The organism is Alkaliphilus flagellatus (assembly GCF_018919215.1).
GTDB lineage: Bacteria > Bacillota > Clostridia > Peptostreptococcales > Natronincolaceae > Alkaliphilus_B > Alkaliphilus_B flagellatus.
Genome location: NZ_JAHLQK010000001.1, coordinates 557,521 through 578,912, shown reverse-complemented (window position 1 = coordinate 578,912; position 21,392 = coordinate 557,521). Strand labels below are relative to the sequence as shown.

The 21,392-nt window shown below is 33.3% G+C and carries 21 protein-coding genes and 1 pseudogene; 3 read left to right on the top strand and 19 right to left on the bottom strand.

Features of this window, described 5'->3' with window-relative positions; translation table 11 throughout:
* Window positions 1–446: 446 nt before the first annotated feature.
* The 3 genes from KQI88_RS17985 to KQI88_RS02620 all read right to left on the bottom strand — a co-directional run bounded on the left by KQI88_RS17985 (window position 447) and on the right by KQI88_RS02620 (window position 1,959).
* On the bottom strand, window positions 447–773 hold the full coding sequence (locus KQI88_RS17985; RefSeq protein WP_246579088.1) for an NAD(P)H-dependent oxidoreductase: 327 nt from the start codon (window positions 771–773) through the stop codon (window positions 447–449).
* 186 nt (window positions 774–959) lie between these two features.
* Window positions 960–1,286 carry an ArsR/SmtB family transcription factor gene (locus tag KQI88_RS02625; protein WP_216414800.1) on the bottom strand — a complete coding sequence of 109 codons (327 nt, stop codon included), beginning with the start codon at window positions 1,284–1,286 and terminating at the stop codon, window positions 960–962.
* A gap of 148 nt (window positions 1,287–1,434) precedes the next feature.
* On the bottom strand, window positions 1,435–1,959 hold the full coding sequence (locus KQI88_RS02620; protein WP_216414799.1) for a dihydrofolate reductase family protein: 525 nt from the start codon (window positions 1,957–1,959) through the stop codon (window positions 1,435–1,437).
* A gap of 117 nt (window positions 1,960–2,076) precedes the next feature.
* On the opposite strand from KQI88_RS02620, the gene KQI88_RS02615 reads away from it, so the two are divergent.
* Together KQI88_RS02615 and KQI88_RS02610 are read left to right on the top strand one after the other, a co-directional pair.
* A complete protein-coding gene (locus tag KQI88_RS02615; RefSeq protein WP_216414798.1) occupies window positions 2,077–3,027 on the top strand; it encodes a helix-turn-helix transcriptional regulator in 951 nt (316 codons plus the stop codon).
* A gap of 232 nt (window positions 3,028–3,259) precedes the next feature.
* Window positions 3,260–3,544 carry a putative quinol monooxygenase gene (locus KQI88_RS02610; RefSeq protein WP_216414797.1) on the top strand — a complete coding sequence of 95 codons (285 nt, stop codon included), beginning with the start codon at window positions 3,260–3,262 and terminating at the stop codon, window positions 3,542–3,544.
* Window positions 3,545–3,726: 182 nt separating this feature from the next.
* On the opposite strand, the gene KQI88_RS02605 is transcribed toward KQI88_RS02610, so the two are convergent.
* Entirely contained in the window at window positions 3,727–4,185 is a 459-nt protein-coding gene (locus KQI88_RS02605) for a GNAT family N-acetyltransferase (RefSeq protein WP_216414796.1), read from the bottom strand.
* 350 nt (window positions 4,186–4,535) lie between these two features.
* A complete protein-coding gene (locus KQI88_RS02600; protein WP_216414795.1) occupies window positions 4,536–5,447 on the bottom strand; it encodes a DMT family transporter in 912 nt (303 codons plus the stop codon).
* A gap of 119 nt (window positions 5,448–5,566) precedes the next feature.
* Between KQI88_RS02600 and KQI88_RS02595 the strand changes: the two genes are divergently transcribed.
* Window positions 5,567–6,910 carry an aminotransferase-like domain-containing protein gene (locus KQI88_RS02595; RefSeq protein WP_216414794.1) on the top strand — a complete coding sequence of 448 codons (1,344 nt, stop codon included), beginning with the start codon at window positions 5,567–5,569 and terminating at the stop codon, window positions 6,908–6,910.
* Between the two features lie 362 nt (window positions 6,911–7,272).
* Here the strand turns inward: KQI88_RS02595 and KQI88_RS02590 are convergent, their stop codons facing one another.
* The 14 genes and pseudogenes from KQI88_RS02590 to KQI88_RS02525 form a co-directional block, all read right to left on the bottom strand.
* Complete coding sequence (locus tag KQI88_RS02590; RefSeq protein WP_216414793.1) at window positions 7,273–8,184, bottom strand: alpha/beta fold hydrolase; 912 nt, start codon at window positions 8,182–8,184, stop codon at window positions 7,273–7,275.
* 255 nt (window positions 8,185–8,439) lie between these two features.
* Window positions 8,440–8,790: a GIY-YIG nuclease family protein gene (locus KQI88_RS02585; RefSeq protein ID WP_216414792.1), complete on the bottom strand. Its 351-nt coding sequence runs from the start codon at window positions 8,788–8,790 to the stop codon at window positions 8,440–8,442.
* 60 nt (window positions 8,791–8,850) lie between these two features.
* Entirely contained in the window at window positions 8,851–9,819 is a 969-nt protein-coding gene (locus KQI88_RS02580; RefSeq protein ID WP_216414791.1) for a vWA domain-containing protein, read from the bottom strand.
* Window positions 9,820–9,953: 134 nt separating this feature from the next.
* Complete coding sequence (locus KQI88_RS02575; RefSeq protein ID WP_246579087.1) at window positions 9,954–11,087, bottom strand: AAA family ATPase; 1,134 nt, start codon at window positions 11,085–11,087, stop codon at window positions 9,954–9,956.
* Between the two features lie 65 nt (window positions 11,088–11,152).
* Window positions 11,153–11,538, bottom strand: a pseudogene (locus KQI88_RS02570) (DUF6530 family protein); the annotation flags it as partial.
* Window positions 11,539–11,910: 372 nt separating this feature from the next.
* The gene (locus KQI88_RS02565) at window positions 11,911–13,140 is read right to left on the bottom strand and encodes a nitrogenase component 1 (RefSeq protein ID WP_216414790.1); all 1,230 of its coding nucleotides are present in this window, start codon (window positions 13,138–13,140) and stop codon (window positions 11,911–11,913) included.
* A complete protein-coding gene (locus KQI88_RS02560; protein WP_216414789.1) occupies window positions 13,127–14,425 on the bottom strand; it encodes a nitrogenase component 1 in 1,299 nt (432 codons plus the stop codon). The genes KQI88_RS02565 and KQI88_RS02560 overlap by 14 nt, the downstream gene beginning before the upstream one ends.
* Window positions 14,418–15,176 (bottom strand): nucleotide-binding protein, encoded by a 759-nt coding sequence (locus KQI88_RS02555; RefSeq protein ID WP_216414788.1) that lies wholly within the window; start codon window positions 15,174–15,176, stop codon window positions 14,418–14,420. The genes KQI88_RS02560 and KQI88_RS02555 overlap by 8 nt, the downstream gene beginning before the upstream one ends.
* Window positions 15,173–15,988, bottom strand: a complete 816-nt coding sequence (locus KQI88_RS02550; RefSeq protein ID WP_216414787.1) for an ABC transporter ATP-binding protein — start codon at window positions 15,986–15,988, stop codon at window positions 15,173–15,175. Before KQI88_RS02550 ends, KQI88_RS02555 begins: the two co-directional genes overlap by 4 nt.
* A gap of 18 nt (window positions 15,989–16,006) precedes the next feature.
* Window positions 16,007–17,002 carry a FecCD family ABC transporter permease gene (locus KQI88_RS02545; protein ID WP_216414786.1) on the bottom strand — a complete coding sequence of 332 codons (996 nt, stop codon included), beginning with the start codon at window positions 17,000–17,002 and terminating at the stop codon, window positions 16,007–16,009.
* Window positions 16,995–18,017, bottom strand: a complete 1,023-nt coding sequence (locus tag KQI88_RS02540) for a FecCD family ABC transporter permease (RefSeq protein WP_216414785.1) — start codon at window positions 18,015–18,017, stop codon at window positions 16,995–16,997. Before KQI88_RS02540 ends, KQI88_RS02545 begins: the two co-directional genes overlap by 8 nt.
* Window positions 18,018–18,051: 34 nt before the next feature.
* On the bottom strand, window positions 18,052–19,020 hold the full coding sequence (locus KQI88_RS02535) for an ABC transporter substrate-binding protein (RefSeq protein WP_246579086.1): 969 nt from the start codon (window positions 19,018–19,020) through the stop codon (window positions 18,052–18,054).
* A gap of 94 nt (window positions 19,021–19,114) precedes the next feature.
* The gene (locus KQI88_RS02530; RefSeq protein WP_216414784.1) at window positions 19,115–19,927 is read right to left on the bottom strand and encodes a helix-turn-helix domain-containing protein; all 813 of its coding nucleotides are present in this window, start codon (window positions 19,925–19,927) and stop codon (window positions 19,115–19,117) included.
* A gap of 330 nt (window positions 19,928–20,257) precedes the next feature.
* Window positions 20,258–21,331: a uroporphyrinogen decarboxylase family protein gene (locus tag KQI88_RS02525; protein ID WP_216414783.1), complete on the bottom strand. Its 1,074-nt coding sequence runs from the start codon at window positions 21,329–21,331 to the stop codon at window positions 20,258–20,260.
* Between the last annotated feature and the right edge of the window lie 61 nt (window positions 21,332–21,392).

The following is a 21,392-nucleotide window of genomic DNA, read 5'->3' as shown; positions in this document are numbered from 1 at the left end:
CTGTCAAGGGTCAATCATTTTATGCTTCTTGACTTTTTATATATGTAAAAGTCAAGAAAAAATCACTTATCCTCAATATACAAAATTTAAAAAAACATTTATGTTTTCTGTATGTGCAAGTAAAATATTATACCTATTTTCATCAAGTTTAAATTCATTTGCAAGGTTTTTACTTATTATTTCCTTATGAATATATATAACACTTAAATATCAATTGCCAACTTTTGTAAAAATTTCTCTCTCTTCACCTGAGCCCCTTTGGAAACATCCCCGCAATGGATCCACTTAGCATTTTTAATGCCGACACCTTTTAATGTAGCATTGATAAATGTTTTCTGAATCATATTGCCAGCAAAATATTTTACATACCAACGTGGCGATTGACCCGTTGTTATCACTTTGGTAGACTTAATATGGGTCAATTTCCCCTTTAAACCTGTACTTGATTATGTATATGCGAAATTTTTCAACATAACTTTATCAATGAAACCTTTGAGGATAGCAGGGGTATCATACCACCAAAGGGGAAATAGAAAAATAATTTCATCTGTTTTTTTTAACATGTTTTGATATTTTGTTACCAAAGGGTCCTTATGTTGTCCTCTTGAATACAAAGCCAATTCCCCTTCGGTCATAACAGGATTAAAGTTCTCTTTATTTAAATCAATTACCTGGTATTCCTTTTTCTTTTTTTGTAAAGCAGTTGTTACCGTATCCAATATAGCCTTATTAAAACTTCCGTGCCATGGATGAGCAAATATAATTGTTACCATCTTGAATCACCTCTCAATTAATATTTTAAATAGCTGTGTTGCTTTGCTTTCGGGGGCTTACTAAAACAGATAGTATATTCATATTTATTCCTTCCTTTCAGTTAATTCGGTGAATGAGTGAATACTTTAATGCACATACATGCACATTATAATGTTTTTAAAAAGGCATTCCTGCCTTTTTAAATTTTACTGCTGTATTAACTTTTTTAAATTGACTGCTGTTAATTCGAATTTTTCAAGAATATATTTATCGTTTAATTCATAAAAAACACTTCTATTTTCTTTTGTTTTATTGACTATCCCATATCTGTGCATTAAATCCAAATGTCTTGAAATAACTGAACGGTCCTGTGTAAAATTTTCAGAAATATCTTTGATATTCTTAATACCGTTAATAGCTAGATATTTCATAATATCACATCGTACCGGGTCAAACAAAGTCTTAAAAAATTCGAAATCAATGCTTTCTTCTATTTCTTTGGTACAGTTTAAAATTAAATCATTTTCATTCATATCTATCACCTAATTAATACTATACATGCACACCTATGCACGTGTCAATAGTAATTTATAGATATTATAAAGAACAAAAGCACCAAGATTTTATAATACCCAAGTTCTGCTTCCCATCAAATAGATATTGAATGCTTTTGACAGGGAATTAACGTTTTTTATAACGCAGGACTGTAACTCCGTTATCAATATAGTATTCTTCAAGCTTTAATTTTATAGTAGGATTGTTTCCCAAAAACAATGGTCTACCTTTTCCTAAAACAGTCGGGATAATACCTATAATAAATTCATCAATTACGTCTGCTTTGATAAAGCTATCTATAAGAATGCCACCACCAAATAAGAAAATGTCTTTGCCCTCTTTTTTCTTTTCATCAAGAATAACTTTGCAAATATCACCATTAATAAAATTAACATTTTCATAATCATTCAAAGATGTAGAGGTAGCAACAAATACAGTTTTTCCTTTAAACTCCTCGTGAAATTTTTGGTCATAGCAGTTTTTACCCATAACAACCGTATCAATTCTATCTAAAAATTTTTCATAATCCCATTGCTTTTCAGTATTAAGTTTGTTATTTCCATCACCGACAATCCAATCAAAACCACCGTTTTCATCGGCGATAAATCCGTCAATACTCATCGCCAAATTCATTATAATTTTTCTACTCATCATAAAACCTCCTTTTAGTTGGTTAATACCATATTAATATAATTACTATTACTTGATATTAAATACATTATACTTTATAATAGTTGACATCCTATGTCATATTGGAGAGGAGATATTATGAAAGCAGATAGATTAATTTCTATATTAATGTTATTGCAGATGCATAAACAACTAACAGCTAATGAATTAGCTCAAAGGTTAGAGGTCTCTGTTAGAACTATTTATAGAGATATTGAAGCTTTAAGCAGTGTTGGGGTACCCATATTCGCTGACAGAGGAACAAACGGAGGAATAAAACTGTTAGGAGATTACAAAACCTCTTTAAGCGGAATAAATAATGATGAAATCTACTCTTTATTTATTCCAACTGGCGACAAAATTTTAGAAGACTTAGGCTTTGAAAAACTTAAAAACTCTACAATACTTAAACTTTTAGGAGGTTCTGCTCCAAATCAAATTAAGGAAGTTGAAAACATTCAAAACTATATCTATATAGATATGCATACTTGGGGTGAGAACCCTGTAATTATGGATAAAGATATTCTTTCTTTATTACAAAATGCCATCTGGAACAGCAATATAAGCAAGATAGTGTACAGAAAGACAAACGAAACAAAAGAAGTAATCTTAAAACCATTAGGCTTGGTATGTAAAAGAGGTATCTGGTATTTGATTGCAATGGGTACTGAAATAATTAAAATGTATAAGGTAAGTTCCATAGAAAGTGCCCTTTTGACAAACGAACACTTCGATAGACCAAGAGATTTTAACTTAGAAGCTTATTGGAAGTCATCTACCAGCAATTATAAATCTCGGATTCCTAAGTATACGTTTACTTTTATCGTTGACCCTTCGATTATAAATCATATAAAAGGAAGAAAGTTTATCACTATAAGTAAAGAAATTGTAAGAGACGATAAAATTTACTTAGATATAGTTTTTGAGGATATTTGGCCAGGCATTGAATTTGCTTTTGCGTATGGAAAAAATATAAGAATCATAAAACCTGTTGAAGCAGTTAATGAAATTAAAACAAAAGCTGCTGAAATTATTCAGCTATATAAGTAATTTAAATTTTAAAAATGAAATTCTTGATATGACTTGCAATAATAATTCCGTCAGTGAATAAATAAAGAAGCCGTCCTATAGGATTTTACTTTATCAATGATCAAGACACCCTGCGGGATGGGCCTATTGCCGCAGCTTTCCATCTAGGTTTTGTAAACTTTATTATATTTCATCTATATCTTTTGTAGTAAATGATATATACTTTTAAGCAATACGATGGAGGTGATTGTTAATGCTAAAGGTCATTGCTGAGGATTTTATCAAAAATGAATATCTCGAAGTTGTCGCACCGATGTATGCAGAATTAGTAGCTGCAACAAAAAAGGAGCCAGGATGTGTAGAATACAATCTTTTCGTTGATGAAGATGATGAAACACATTTTATTTTCATCGAGGAATGGATTAATCATCAGGCGTTGGATGCACATTGTGCGTCAGAGCACTTTACACGCCTTGTTCCTTTGATTAACCAGTACCAATATAAAGAAGGTACTGCACTGCTAATGAAATCCTTTTAATTGAGAACATCATAATCGGGGTAGAAGATAGATGTACTCAATCTGAAAGCCATGGATGATATCGATGATGTCATAGTAATCTTTCTGTTTTGAATTTTGTGCACAAGAAAAGCCACCACGGTCGTGACGGCTTTTATGCGAATTTAACTTTTATATTCTCGACAAGTGGCTTCGATAAATTCTCACTTTATAGAAATTGATTTATAAAGCAGCATATCAATATGAGGTATTTCGTCTTCTAAATATTCTTCGGATATTGCTTTAAAGCCTAAGCTTTCGTAAAATTCGATTAAATATGATTGTGCCTGAATTTTAATTGAAGTTTCGCCGATTTCATTAACTACAAAGTCAATTGCTTTGTTCATAATCTTTCGTGATAGACCAGTTCCACGATGACGCTTCTCTACCACAACTCTTCCGATTGCGATTTCATCAAAAGTTATTCCCTTATCTAAGATTCTTAAGTATGCAACAACATCATCTTTTTCCTTGATGAATAAATGAAATGCACGGTCATCATTATCGTCACAATCTTGATATGCACAGTTCTGCTCTACGATGAAAACGGCATTTCTTAATTTCAAAATACTATATACTTCTTTAGGTGTTAGATTCTCAAACCTTTTAATTACCAAATTCATTTATAAAATCACTCCCACTTATATAATTCATGGTTTATCATGACATTCTTTGCTTCCAATTTTTATAAAGTTGATAAATTCTGCTGATATTTTTCAGGGCATTTTACCATATTTTCACTAAAAATTCAACCCATGATCTGCCGTATTTCAGACGAATTATGGTGCTGAACATCTACTGTCAAAGCACGAGATTTCGTCGTCTTTGGTGAACACAATTTTATAGCCGCCAACTATAGTCTATAATTTTCCGTATTACCTTGTAACTGTTTAACGTCTCCAAGCGGAAGTTGATTTATCACTTTAGTTATTCTTAATTGCATATTTCTAATATATTTATTACTTTTATAACCTTATAGAGAATCTTTTCTTAGTTTATCTAAATTAGTTCCTAATACACCTATTAGAATACTCACAATACCTATTATGTGATAATAATAAAGCGTTTCATTTAATAATAGTACTCCTGCAACCACAGTAACCAAAGTAGATAAATTATTAAAAACACTCATTTTAGGAGCCGATATTATAGACAAAGCATAGTTTGATAAAAGTGATGTTACGACAGATGATAAAATACCTAAATATAAAATTGATATTAAGAAATCCTGACTGCTAAATGCGCTAAAATATGTCTTTAGGTCTCCCTTATAAAGTCGGTCTACTATAGATAAAAGATTGAAGCTTATAAAACCTATGAAGATCATCACATATGTTACATCAATAAATTTATATTTTTGAACTATCTTTCTTGCTAAAACATTATAACTAGATGAAGAAATTGCTGATAAAAAAATTAATACAATTCCAATAAAACTAGATGATTTAAAATTAATCCCTTTCATTAAAAAAATATAAACCACCCCTCCTACAGATAAAAATACTGATATCTTCTCTAATAAAGTAGTTTTTTCCTTTAATACAAATGTTGCCAATATTAATGTAATAATTGGTATAGTCGCATGAATTATCCCTGCTTCCGATGAAGATATATATGACAATCCAAATGATTGAAAAGCAAAAAATAATGCAGGATAAAATATTGAAAGTGGGAGTATTTTTTTTATGTCCTCCAAGCCTATATTTAATTTTATCCATCTTAATAATATTGGAATAGAAATAGTAATAAAAGAAACTGTAAATCTATGAGCTAATATATTTAATGGATCCGTGTAAATAAGAGCAATTTTCATAAATATAAATGAAAGCCCAACAATTATAGCATTTGCGATTGCTGATAGATATGCTATTTTTATTTTTTTCATAAAAGTTTAACCTCCTTGTGCTAGTTGTTTATATTTCTATTTAATCATCTTATTCTATATGTTACAATGAAAACAAATCCTAACTGTACCAGTTCAGATTTGCTAGAGGAGGTTATTATATGTATAAATATTTGGATGTTCTCAATAAAATTGAATATATGATAGAAAATGAAGAATTTAAGCAAGGTGAGAAGATTCTTTCCATTAGAAAATTTGCAGATCTTTTCAACTGCAATAAATGGACTGTAATCCGTGCCTTAGAAGAATTAGAAAAAAAGCATATTATATATTCTGTGCCACAAAGTGGACACTATGTAGTCCCCAAAAAAGATATTTTAAATCAAAACGAGGCACTAATTACAGATTTCTCATCTTCATCTCCAGATTCAAATGTATTCCCCTATATTGACTTCCAACACTGTATAAACCAGGCAATCAACACCTATAAAAATGAGTTATTCATATATGGAACACCAAAAGGCTTACCATCTCTAGTATCTGTGATTAGGAAAGAACTTGCACACTATCAGGTCTTTGCAAATAATAGAAACATATTTATCACATCTGGTGTTCAACAAGCATTATCTATTTTAACACTACTTCCTTTTCCCAATAATAAACATACTATTTTAATTGAACAACCTGGATATCATTTATTTATTGAACAACTAGAAACTCAAAGAATTTCAACAGTAGGCATTAAAAGAGATTATTCAGGAATAGATCTTGAAGAATTAGAACGTATCTTTAAAGAAATGGATATAAAGTTTTTTTATATAATGCCAAGATACCATAATCCTTTAGGTTATTCCTTATCACAAAAAGATAAACAAGAAATTTTGAAACTGGCTGATAAATATGATGTTTATATTGTTGAGGATGATTTTTTAGCAGATTATGAAACTGATTCTAAAGCAGACCCTATTTATTCATATGATTACCAATCTCGTGTAATTTATTTGAAGAGTTTTTCTAAGATTATCTTTCCAGGACTTAGGGTTGGAGTTGCTATTGTTCCCGATTCACTTACAGGATTATTCAGTAAATATAAAATATATTCTGACGTAGACACATCTATGCTATCCCAAGCTGCCTTAGAACTTTATATAAAGAGTGGCATGTTTGAAAAACATAGAAAAAAAATGAGACATTCCTATTCTCAAAGGGCAGAAAAACTCCATGATTCATTACAGAAATATTGTACTATCAATAATGGTACTAAGATGTATCATAATTATGGAAATTGCTGCATTCACACATGTCTTGAGCTTAGTACTAAAATTAATATTAAAAATATCCTAAAAGAATCAGAAAAGAACTCCATACTTATTTCAGATACATCATCAAATTACTTGCAAGATTTTGATGATAAAAAAAACTATATTAAACTAAATACCTCTAATGTTCCATATGAATATATAGAAAATGGAATAAAGAATATTGTAGATATAATAGGTAAATAGAAGGATATATCTACTAATTCCTTTAATATATCCAAACCAGCTTGCATCTCAAATTATAGAAAAACTGATGTTAGTATAATATAAGCCCTCCGCTAATATATTCTCAGCAGAGGGCTTATAGTTCATAATAAGAAGGTGTCTTGATTATTACTTCTTCAAAACAGGTATCCATATTTTACTGCAACATCGATAATTCTTATGTTACTATTATTAAGCTCAGATACTGCAAATTGGTAAAATCACCTGCAGAGGCACTATCTCAATCCGATTATGTTCAGTTGAATTTCCTAATTTAACCATCTATGTGTATTCTTTTTGTACAAAACTTATGTAGTAAACTATATTTAACGAAATCTCTTATACTATGATATATGTTTATCCAACCAATCCAGCACGTCATTATATACTTCCTGTTTGTTGGATTCGTTAAGCATCTCATGCCGCTTGCCGGGATATAGCTTGAGTTGTGCGTCATGTCCGGTCGCCACCAGTGCATCATAAACTTCCCTTGGCCCCTTACCATAATTACCTACTGGATCCTCATCACCGGCAAATAAGTAGAGGGGTAAATCCTTTGGTACCTTCGCCGCCCAGCCGGACGAATTTATTTCCATCAATCCGGAACACATATCGTAATAGCCAGCCGCAGTAAATTCAAAACCACAGTATTCATCTTCCCCATAGGCGATACACACTTCGTCCACCGTGGAAAGCCATGCGAAATTATTCACTGGGTTAGAAATACGTTTATTATAGTTCCCAGTTCCCAGTTTATCCAGGAATTTCCCGGGTGATTTTGGCCCCTTTAACTTCTTTTGCATTACAGCCAGCATACGAGCAAAACGAACTCCCCTATTAGGTCCCATAGTTCCAGCCAGCACACAACCAGCCAGCCCGCCATTACGTATAATGTAAGACCGAGATAGAAAAGACCCCATACTATGTCCCATTAGAAAAACCGGCAGTCCAAGGTATTGCTCGGAAACCTCATCCATCAGATTCTTCATATCCTGTATCACATGTTCCCAGCCGTTCTTATCTGCAAAATGCCCCTTTATTTTGGCGTAGGGACCGTGTCCTGCATGGTCGTTCATGCATACCACATATCCGTGTTCCGCCATAAAACAGGCGAAGTCATCATACCGTGCGCTGTGCTCGGCCATTCCGTGTGCTATCTGCAAAACAGCACGTTTTTCCTCACCCGCCCACAGCCGTGAGAAGATTTTTCCCTCACCGCTGCTGGCAGGTCTCATCCATTGCTTTTTGTCAACCATGCCAAAACCTCCTCGTCATATAGACATAGATTTTAGGGACGGGAACTTTTATAAGATGGAAACTCCCGTCATTCTAACTGATATAATAACAAATTATAATTCACACATCAACCTCGAAGAGTATTGTTTTTCCACTGTATCAGTATATCTGATAGTGTTTCTATATAAACAAAAACACCGAGATTTTCTTTTCTCAGTGCCTTTGGGTTGCCTTGTGTCATATCAAGTTGCATAGTCTCCTATTTATCATTTCTTTTAAGGTTTATTATACCCCCTGTCTCCATAGGGCTGCAATTTCTCCAGCCATTTCGATTCCATCTGCTTAAGTTCCCACCGTTTGTCGGTATCTTCCTTTACTTCTTTTTCCTCAATCACCTCATAGGTAAAAGCATCTGCCCCCAGCTCGTTCCAGTCTTTCTGCAGCTCAGAGTTTGCAAATCTTCCCATATCCAGTTGACCTCTTAGTGTCAGCCATCTATTTTTCAGATTTGAACAGGTTGATATGAAAATTTTACCGCTGACAGTGTTTTTTATTTTAATTACACCCATGTAGGTTTTAATTTGTTTGTATTCTTCCAACAATTCCTTGCGTCTTTGTTTATCCATATAATCTCCTTTCGCGGCCAATAAGCATTAACTGGCCCTTTATGTTACTTTCACATTTCATTATAAATACCGGGCGATAATTCGAACTAGCTTTGCAGGAAACTCATTTAAATTTGTAATATCCAAAAATCTGTTTTCCCCATAAATGTCGTTAATGATATCCTTATCCTGTCCTATGGCAGCTGCTAAAAATGTAATTCCTTTTCTTTCAAATTCTGCTATAGTCTGTTTCATATCCTCCATTGCATAAGCCCCTGTGTAATCATCCATGGCTTTAGGTTGTCCGTCACTAATACTAATCAATAGCTTTGTTTGTTTATTAGTGGTTAATAATCTTTCAGCAATAATTCTGAGAGCCATTCCGTCACGGTTATTACCTCGACCACGAATTCCCATAAATTTATATCGGTTTTTATAATCATCATGATCAAAATCTGAGTATGCAAATATTGACATTTGCTCTAGTTTTGAAACATCAGCTGTGTCTCCATAAACCAATACAGGTATATTGCACATTTTGCAGAATTCATATACCGCTACGACTGCACGTTTTGCTGCATCTAATCTGCCGAAAGCTACCATAGATGCAGACTCATCTACTCTTAATCCGACTACAAGTGATGGTGACTCATTAGGAGGTAGCTTTTTGGAAAAATATCTGAAATCCTTATAAACAATACTATCTGACTGAAACTTACTACCATAGTAATGGTTTCTTGCAAATTCTATGGAAATCTCATGCTCCAAAAGCGGAATAGTTTTTCTTGCGATTTCTTTAACTATAGGCATTAGATCTTTACTCAACTTAACATACTCTTGTTTATCATTTAAATCCCACTCTGGTCGATGAACTATTAATTTTACACCCTTATGAATTGAATCAGACACAACTTTTCTTGCTTCTTTATTTAGATGTTTTCTAAATTTCTGTTCTTCTTTTTTTGTATCCTCCGAATTATCTTCGGGGTTTAACTGATGATATTTAGGAGATCCATTCTCTCCTAAATCTGAGCTTTCTGTTTCTCCCATTTCGTCAGAAACCTCCGATGAACTTTCCTCACTATCTGGAGATTTTTTTAAAACTATGCAATTTTCATCAGAATCAATAACCGAATCATCTCTAGAATCTATTTCATCAATACTTCCCCAAGTTTTGATTTCTGCTACATCCGAGCTTTTTTTTTAATCTCACTTTCAAATTCTTCGAGTTCTTCTAAAACTCTGTGCTTCTTTAAGGATTCTTCTAATATCTTAATTTCTTCTGAATCTGTAGTTATCTTGTAAATTACTTTATGATACAGCGATTCAGTTATAGATCCACCATGAGCAATAGCGTCAACCCAATAAAAAAATGAACGCATCCCGGCAACTCCTTTAATCGCATTGGCTCTAGCAGTTTTATCTAAAGTAATAATAATATCTGCTAAAATCTCTAATAGCTGATCATTCCTGTACCCCGTTTTTGCAATCGCACGTTCGATCATAACTTCTTTATCCGGCAAATCCATTTTTTCAGTATGTTGAATTCGATCACGCAACGATTCATTTAAAGGCCTGCACCCTAAATAATTACGATTTGTAGTAATAATTACTATACAATCAGGATGTCGATGAATGATTTCTGTTGGAAGATTGATACTGCCATCTAATTCTAATGCGGAGTTTAAAGCCATTAGCACAGCTGCATCTCGAATCACTGTCGGCTCCTGTATTTCTAAAAGATATCCATTACGATACGCTCTTACAATTTCAGATGGGTAAAATCTGTATTCTACAATACCGTCCTTTGAAGATTCATCAGCTATCTTCATTAGCTCTTTCATTTTTAAAGCAGCTTGTTCCCACGAAATACCCAATACGTCAACCAAAATTTCTGTTGCACTATGGAAGCCATCACTATCATAAAGTGCTTTTAAAGCGGCCTTATCCTCATCATTTATTTTTTCTAATTGTTCTGTTGAAATAACTGGTAAAATTGCGCCAATAATATCGGTCTTATCCATATCTGCAAAACAGGTTACCTTCGTATATGGAAGGTTAAAATCTGCAGATAGGGCTTTAGCAAGTTGTGTTTTCCCTGAGCCAGCATCTCCTTCTAAAAGTATATTTGCGATTTTCATTTCTCCACAATTCCAATTACGTTTGACTTCATTACATATGCGCATTTCTTCTTCACTTACCTTATGAGATAGTGGCTTTTTCCATATCAATTCTTTTTCTTCAACAGTATACTGTCTATCCAGAGATAAATAGTATTTATGTTGGATGAATTTATAATCACCTTCGTTTATATTCATAAAAATTCTCCTTTTCCTCATTTCATTCATCTTAACTTCCCAAATAATAGTGTAATATTTTATAATTAATATCCCATTTCTTTTAGTATCCTTGATAAAGTGCGAAGACGTTCTCCAATAAGCTCCCCATCATCACTAAGTGCTTGATTGAATAACTTAATATCCTCATCTATTTTTCATTGTTAGTGTATACAGCCACTGTCATCGCATCTCCTTGCAGTCCTACTCTGTCAATGACAGGATTTTCTGTATCATATAATTTCTCATATCTATAAGCATCTTGAAAGTGAAGTTTAGTTCTACAAACAAGAATTGCTAGATCAAGTACTCGATGAAGTGGTAATTCCTCCGATTATCTTGACTATTTATCTCCAGTATGTCTCCAAACTTTAGCTGAAATATCTACCTTTCCTCTATCATTCCACTGTGCTAACCCTAATGAAAGCCCCTGGCATTTGTTCTTGTTTTAGTAATTTAGTAACTTACTAGATTACTAAATAAATTATAGTCAACTTTTTCTATCCTGTCAATATCTAATATAGCCTTTGAAATTTTTACCAATGACTTATAACTTTATTTTATCCTACTAAAATTTTCTAATATCTTAGGACTTATCAATGAAAAAAGGCAAAGCCTATCGATCATAAGTTGATCAAAGACCTTGCCTCTTTTAGTTTATATCTTTATTTTTGATTTATATAAAACAAAAGCACGAGACTTTTTCATCTTAGTGCCGTTGAAGTTTTTATTTAGTTGTTTGGATAAAATTTTAGCCTTATATTGATATCACATAATAATATCAATTAGCATATATGACCAATTCTTAATCTTCTTTAATGTCATTTATCCATAAATTCACCAAGTTAATAGCACCTCTAAAACCTAAAAATGGTGGTTCATATGGGTGTAGTCTCCACTTTATATCTGGATTTGAAATCTGTAATTCTGTATTATGACCAAACCACGCTAATGCTTCTCCGCTTGCCATAAGATATCCTTTTTTATGAGACTTTACTACTTCTGTCCACATATCTTCTTCTAGATACGGAATCTCTTCACTACCCATATGAGGACTATCACACCAGCACACTCCCTTAGTAAGAGAAAGCTCATTACACCCAAAGGATATTAGTCCCTCCACTACATCTATATGCCCACCAAGTGAAAGTATAGCTTCATCTGGGTGAGACCTTACTAGATGACGAAAAGACGGGATTGCAGGTTTAAATTGTTTAAAGAGAATGTTTTTTTCATTAGTTATAAAGTCATTATTTAGAGGAATTTCTAATATCTTTGAAATTTCATTTAACCAATTCATTGTTCCCTCTATTCCATAAGGTCTATTAAAAATATATGGTGTATTAAATTTATCTTTAAGGTACTCTGCCGTCTTTAATCCTTCTCTTCGTAGTATAAGATTAATATGCGCACTTCCCATATTTTCTATATCCCTAATATCCGTATCTGAAGTCATAATGCAAACTGGCTTCATATTAAAAGCACCTTCCATAATGCGAAGAATTTCCTTTGTATCAGCTTGAAATCTAAATAGATCTGCACATGAACCTATGATATTAAAAGTTGGAATTTTTGATTTTTCAATTTTTACTGGTATTTTTTTAGCTAAAAGCAATAGAGTCTCTTCAATTCCCCGATGTTGAGTTATGTCAAAGCCTCCATATTCAAAAGGTAATAAAAGTACATCTGGATATTTACTTTGTAATTCACAACATACAGCATGAATATCTATTCCTGTTATTTCAGGAACAGAAGAAGGTATTATGAAAATTACCTTAGGAGAGTCCTCCTTAATTACATTGTCTATCGTTCTGTTAAGTCTATTAGTATCTCCAAAAGCTATATCAGTTTCATCTATATGAGTTGAATAAAGTCTAGCTCCATCATATACACCAGTTCTTTCTAATGTAGTGCTACTGTACAGCATATGTCCCATACATCCAAACTCTATAATAGCTGCATCTCTAATAGTAGATAGTGTCCAGAGAATTCCCATTCTACCTGAAGGCAATGGTTTAAATCTACATAGTCCCATTCCTATTCCCTCCTAACTCATAATTTTCATATAATACATTTAAAATTCTATCTAAAAGTTTAATTGTACGCTCATATCCTACTTGTCCGTAGAAATCTAACATATCTGGTATTGCTGCTTTATCACTGTTATTAGGCAAATATCCAAATGAAATATTATAGGATAAGTTCTTTAAAAGCGTAGCCTCTAGTTCAATATTCACCATTCTACATACTAAAGGATCGTATCCCATTGATAGTATTTTCTCTATATTTTTTCTATCTTCACTATAGTATTCTTCTAGATGAATGATTAAAGGTTCCATACCAAGTTGAGATAAATAAGCAGCTAGAGGCATTGGTGTATCAATTCTAGGAGCTAATATGGTTCTTAGTCCTTTTACCTTTTTCCCTACTTCATTTTCTAAAAGAATTAATCTCTCTTTTTGTAATGCAAAATAATCTTCTAATTCTATACCTAATATATTTCCAATTTCTAAATATGCTCTGCCTATGCTGTCTGCATCATATAGATCGTATAGTGTGATATATGGAATATCAAAATCCTTTTCCATCTTTCTAGCTAGAGGAACCATAAAAGGAGACACTATTATATTTAATACACTATCTCCGCTATTTTCAAAATTTGAAAGAGGTGTTTCCGGAGCCAAATAATGCAGTTCAATATCTTTTTCTAATTTTAATAATATCTCTGGCATAGGTATATGTTCTTCATCTTTATTGCGACCTAGTACATTAACTATTTTTATATTTTTCTCTTTAACCATTATAAACTTTCCTAAAGCCTCCATTGTCTTTCTTGAACCTGAAGGATAACTTGGATTTTTAAACTGCCCTAGTTTTACAAGTGTAATATTCATATCTAGTTCTGAATTTGCCTCATATATAATTCCTTCTATATCTTCTCCGATTAATTCTGGTACACAGGTTACAATTATTAAAACAGCCTTTGCACCTTCCTTGTCCATCTTTCTTAAGGCATTTAATAGTCCTTCTCTACACCCAAATACTACTTCATGAGAATCTAGCACATAGAGCCAATGGAATTCCCCATTTTCTCCTTCTGGCTTTGGACTAAAAAGTCTAGAGTGAATAGTACATTCTTCCATTCCTACAACTAGAGAAGAAAGTCCGTCTATATCTTTCGATATTACTGATGCTATACGCATTGGACAATGATTACCTCTAAATACACCTGGTGTTAAAAAATTTATTCCCTCATTAGATTTAATCTTTGATAGAGGCTTTAAATGTTCTAGAAATTCTAGATTTTCTAGACTATCCAATACTATCTCCTCCCTCCAATAGTGTCTTTGCAAGTTTTCTATAGTCCTTTGTCATGCTTGATTCTGGAAAAGCCTCTACTACCGTCTGTCCTTTAGCTTCTGCCTCCTGTATAAGTGGATTTCTTGGTATGCGGTATATGACATCTACCTCATTTTCATTGGCTACTTTGTCTACTAATTCATCTTCATTTTCTATATTTTTGGCATTTAAAATATATCCTCTAAGAGAAGCATAGCCTCTCTTTCCAAAGCTTTTAACTGCATGAGAAATATTAGTAGCTGCATAAAGTGACATCATCTCTCCTGAAGTCACTATACATACCTCATCTGCATATCCACCTCTTATCGGCATTGCAAATCCACCGCATACAACATCTCCTAGTACATCGTATAAAACTATATCTGGCTTATAAATTTCATAGGCATTTAGCTCCTCTAATTTTTCAAAGGCTGTTATTATTCCTCTACCTGCACATCCAACGCCAGGAACAGGACCGCCAGACTCTACACATATCACTCCTGTACTACTTTTAAATACAATATCCTCTAATTCTATATCAGTATTTTCTCTCAATCTATCTAATACAGTAGGAATATTCTTTCCTCCTGTTAAATTCCTAGTTGAGTCAGCCTTAGGATCACATCCTATTTGTAGTACAGTTAATCCCATAGAGGCTAACGCTGCCGATACATTAGATACAGTAGTAGACTTACCTATACCACCCTTTCCATAAATTGCAATCTTCTTCATATTAATACCCCCTTAAATATATCTTCATCCTTTATAAGCTCATAAGAAATACAAACTAATTTTTCTGTACGAGGGTCTTTCATTACCATGGCATCAATGGAGAATGTCTCTTTCAATATATCTTTATTCATAACTTCTTCTGGACTTCCACTATGAATTATCTCTCCATCTCTAATGGCTACCATATAATCTGCAAATCTAGACGCCAGGTTTAAATCGTGTAATACCATTACAATAGTAGAGCCTTCCTCCCTATTTAACTTATATAGAAGTTCTAATACTTCTAATTGATAAGTTAAGTCTAAATAAGTAGTAGGCTCATCTAACAATATAAGATCTGTCTGTTGAGCTAGAGCCATGGCAATCCAAACCCTCTGTCTCTGCCCTCCTGACAGATTATCAACTACTCTATCACTAAATCCTTTAAGTTTTGTCACTTCCAATGCCCAGTTTATAATATCTCTATCTTTATCTGTCTCCTTACTTAGCCCACGCTGATAGGGAAATCGCCCATAGGATACTAGTTCTCTAACCCTTAATCCTTCTGGTGCTTTAGGAGTTTGAGGTAGTATTGCCATCTTCTCTGCTACCTCTTTTGTACTTAAACTGTGTATGTCCTTTCCATTTAAGTACACGATCCCTCTCTTCTGTTTGTGTATGCGTCCCATAGTCTTAAGCAAAGTAGATTTTCCACATCCATTAGGTCCAATTATAGTCGTAATCTTTCCCTCTGGTATCTTTATACTTAAATCTCTTATTATTGACCTATCTCCATATGCTACAGATATTCTGTCCGTCATAATATCACTCATACTAACCATCCCTCCATATTACTTCCCATTTCTCAATAGGTGGATAAAATATGGCGTCCCTATAACTGCCACTACAATTCCTGTAGGAATCTCTCCAGGTTGTAAAATAACTCTTCCTATTGTATCTGCTATAGAAACTAATATTGCACCTGTAAAAGCACATGTTGGAAGTAGTATCTCATGCTTTGGTCCTACTAACTTCCTAGCTAAATGTGGTGCTAACAGGCCTACAAAACTTATATTTCCACTTACTGAAACACAGGATGCTGCCAAGGCTACTGATGCCATAATTAGGTTTTTCCTCTCTTTTTCTACTGAAACTCCTAGAGATTTTGCTGTTTCCTCTCCTAAGTTCAAGATATCTAATACTTTTCTTTTATAAATTACATATGGTATTAGAATCAAAAGCCAAGGCACTAATGCCAATACAAATTTCCAATTACTTCCCCATATACTTCCTGCCTGCCAAGTTGCTACAAAATTAAACTGTGTCTCATCTAATTTGACTACTAAAATAGTAGTTAAAGCCGATATACCTGCCTGTATAGCAACTCCTGTTAATATAAAATTTAATGGAGAAAATCCGCTACCTCTTTTATAGGACAGTAAATAAATTAATATAGCTGCAAGACTAGCTCCTAAAAACGCTAAAAAAGGTAAGGTGAAGACTGACATAAAAGACTGTGATCCAAAGAAAACTACATATAAAATTACCATAAGCCCTGCCCCTGCATTAATTCCAAGTAGACCCGGGTCTGCCAAAGGATTCCTTGAAAGTCCCTGTATAATACATCCTGACAGTGCCAGACCTCCACCTACTAACATAGAGATTATTATTCTAGGTAATCTAAAATTAAATAGTATTAATTTTTCTTCCTCTGTTCCTCCACCAAATACAGTTCTTAAAGTATCCTTTGGAGAAAGTTTTATATATCCTATATTCATACTTATTATGAAAATTAAAAACAATAAAATTATGGATATAGTGCATATAGTCTTTTTTCTATTATCCATTAATATTTCCCCCTTCTTTACATGACAAATATAAGAAGAAAGGGACTCCTATAAGTGATATAATTGCACCTATAGGTGTTTCAAAAGGTGGATTTATAATACGAGAGCCTAAGTCTGCTAAAACCATAAGAATAGCTCCTAATACAGCTGATGTAGGGATTATCCATTTATAATCTAACCCTACAAAGAACCTCGCTATATGAGGAACTATTAAGCCTACAAATCCTACTGAACCTATAACAGAAACTGAAGCTCCAGCCAATATTAAAACTATTATAGATGAAAGGATATATACTACTTTAGTATTTAATCCTAGTCCCTTCGCCACATCTTCTCCAAGGCTTAGAGTAGATATGGATTTAGATATAATAATCCCTCCAATATGAGCTAAAATAATCCAAGGCGTCATAATCTTTATCTGCTGCCAATTCGAACCTGCCACTCCTCCTACAGTCCAGAACATTATATTCTGAGACACATTAAACATTAGTGCGATTCCCTGACTAAGAGCTACTAAAAGTGTATTAATAGCAACTCCTGCTAAAACTAAATTTATGGAGTTTTCTTTTTTTCCTGTTGATGCCACACTATTTACTAAAATAGCTCCTAACACTGCACCTAAAAAGGAAATTAAAATCATATTCATATAACCTACTGTAGGGAAAAATGCAAAAGAAATAGATAACATAAACCCTGCGCCAGCATTAATTCCCATAATCCCCGGATCTGCCAAGGGATTATGAGTAATGCCTTGCATTATAGCTCCTGATACAGCTAAAGCAGATCCTACTAGAGCACTTGCTACAACACGAGGTAATCTTAAATCTATTATCACTAAATGTTGCTGATTTTCTCTATTGAAATGGAATAGTCCATCTATTACAGAAGTCATAGGAACATTAGTTGCACCTTTAGTTATAGAAAAAGCCATTAGTAAAATAAGTAATATAAATCCAAATAGAATTATACCTAATGCTTTACTGCTACCGTTTCTTTTTTCTCTTGTTTCATCCATTTCCTAAAATTACTCCTTCCTACTTCTAGAGCTCCTACTTTAAATACATATCTACTAACTTCTCTGCTGTAAGTCTCATAGCCAAAGGTCCAAAAGTATTTAGAGAGTCATCAAAATAAAACACATTTCCATTTTTAACTGCCTCTAAAGACTTCCAAACAGATAAATTCTCTTGACTCTTTACAAAAGTCTCTGCTGTCTCTATAAAATCTTGGAATACAATATAATCTGGATTCATACTTAATATAGTCTCTAAAGATAAAGTCTCAAATTCATCTGGATATCCTTCTGGTCTAGTTATTCCAAAAGTCTCATAGTAATCCTTATCTCCACGAGTAATAAAAGACTTCCCGTCTGTACGGAATAGAGCCACCGTCTTATTCTTGTACTGACTTAACTTGTCCTTTGCATTAGAAATTGTACTTTCCGTTTCCTCTATAAATTTTCTAGCATATTCCTCTTCCCCAACTATCTCTGCACAAGCTAAAGTTTGTTCTTGCCAACTAGAGCTGAAATCTAATTGAATTACAGGTGCAATCTTTACAAGTTGATCATACACTTCATCTAGTCCTCCATGCCCTTTAAATGTAACAATTACATCTGGTTTTGCCTTTAGTATAGCCTCTAAATTTATCTCTCTTGAACTACCTAAGTCTATAATATCTACATTTCCTTTATATGGTTTAAGAGTTTCCCATTCATTTACAGCTTTCATAGCATCTCCTCTAGAAGAACCTGCAGAAGCTATAGGAGGATTATTTAATGCTAGGAAATGTTCTAAATATACTGAATGAAGAATTGCTATTCTTTCAGGTTTATTTTTAAGTTCTATTTCCTTACCTGTAGCATCAGTAATCTTTCTTGGCCATAATTGATTTCCTTCGCTTTCAAGAGATACATCTACCCCTGCACTTTCTTTTTCTATATCTTTTCCTCCACATCCTACTAGTAACCCTGCAATTAAAGTAATAGATAAGATTAGAACCATAAGTCTTTTCATCATTTATTCCTCCATTAATAATTATTCTCAATTACAATATTCAGTATAGCATATGAAAATTTACATTAGAATGGAGGATTCCTGAAATACATATGGATTATTCTTGAATTTTTCTAAACATACTTGGTGATACACCAAATTTACCTTTAAATATACGGCTAAAGTATAGTGGATCTAAGTATCCTACACTTTCTGCAACTTCGGCAATGCTAGCATCACTAGTTATTAATAGATTTTTTACATGATTAAGTCTATATTCTTTAATATATTCTATGGGTCCCATATTTACATGTTTATTAAAGACATAAAATAGATGATTTTCGCTAACACCATGCTTTTCTGCCAATTCTTTTACAGTCATAGTATTCATATAGTTATTTTGTATATAATAAGAAACCCGGGTAAATAGAGCTTGTGTTCCATATTTTTGTTGATCTTTAGCGCTTATAAAAATCTCCTCTAATATAGAGCGAAATATATTCTCTGTTTGAAATTTAGACATTGCATAATCTTCTTTAGAAATATTTTGCAGTCTAGATAAAAGATTTATTAGCTTTGGATTCTGTCCTATTTTCAACTCAAAGTGTATATCTTGTAAATTCAAGTCTCCGTTTTCAAATGAATTGATATTATATAATATAGAAATAAATTCCCAACTATTATCACCCAAGACTTGCTTATCTAAATTCATATTAGCTCCGCCGTGAATTATATTTCCTAATTCTGCAGTATAAGGTGTGCCATTAAAATGATATTTTGCCTGGCCTTTAATTGGAAAAATAAATCCTGGAAAAGAAGCTGTTTTTTGAAAGCCTGATTTTCTAGGTTCAACTTTATTATAATAAACCCCTTGTACTTTAAAATCACTATTTGCAAAGCCCTCTACTAATTTATTTAATTCAATTTCCATATAAGTTCTCCTTTAATTGTACTATTTTAGTAATTTTTTCATTATGTTATAATAAGCTCTTATATTTTATTTTATAGATAAAGATTCTCATTATCAAGTGTTTATGGCTATCCAACCTTAAAACTGAAAATAAACATACTTAGTTTAGTAACTTTTGATACTAATTAAAAAAATTCCCTCAAATTATAATCTGAGGGAACATAAAATACACTTCAAATTTCAGCTAAAATCCTTTTTTATTTTCTTCCGATATGTTAATCACCGATAAACCCAAATAGTTCAGAAAATCACACAAATTATTAAATTTTATAGTATCATTATTACCATCTATTATTCCTGACTATTTAATAAATCTAAGTCTATTGGATACTTCCCATACCTACGTCCCGCCTCCATAAACATTTCCACCTTCTCAATAGGTGTATTCATTGGAATCTGACATCCGGTACTGAGTATATACCCTTTTGGTGAATCATATCCCTTCCTAATCGACTCCTTTACAGATTTGTTTATATCGGGTCTACTGCCTAAGTAAACTGCATCCACAGGGGGCACATTTCCTGTAATAACTACTTTATCACCCATAATTTCCTTTGCATCATCCAGGTCCTCTTCATTGTCAATGCTGAAATTAGAAATTCCTGCATCCACAACATCCTGCCATAGCTTTTTGCTTTTCCCGCATATATGTATTCCAGGAGCACTGCCAGTGGTTTCTTTGATTTTATTGATATTCCTTTGAAGGTAAGGCAGTGAAAATTCTCTAAACAGCTTTGGACTTATAATACTGGTAGAGGACATGGGATCTGCAAAGCTGATTGACAAACCCAGCTTAGCTACCTCCTCAATGTACCTGTTGTTTGATTCGGCTACTATCTCCATTAAAACATGCACCTTTTCTGGATGTCTTGCCATCCATCTTAATAGATTTTCTGTGCCGACTACAGAGGCAGCAACACTGAAGGGACCTGACATGGCAGCTCCAACATCCACTTCCTTTATTAGAGCATCTTTGGTCAACTTCAAGGCTTTAAGCAGGATAGGCAACTTGCCATCCTTTAAGGGATTAACCACCTTCAGACCCTCTATTTCTTCTACAGACTTAATAGCCGGCTCTAAGAGATAGGAAATATTATAATCTGGATATGCTACTTTAGAACCCATAGCCTCTGCCATACCCCGCAGGCTAGTGGAGATACCCACACTGTCATGACGCAATCTGTTAAATAATGCAATTTCAAGCTCAGCCATAAGCCCAGCTGAATGGTAGTAATCACTTGCCTTTATGCCAAGAAATGGCACCATAGTTACGCCCATGTCAGGAACACAAATCACCCTGTCAATTTCCTCTCCTCGACTAAAAGCATCCATTCTTTCCCTTGGAGTCATTTCTTCCTTAATCACTTAAAACACACTCCCCTCTATTAATATTTAAACGGTCTTAAGCTACAGCAATGAAGATTAA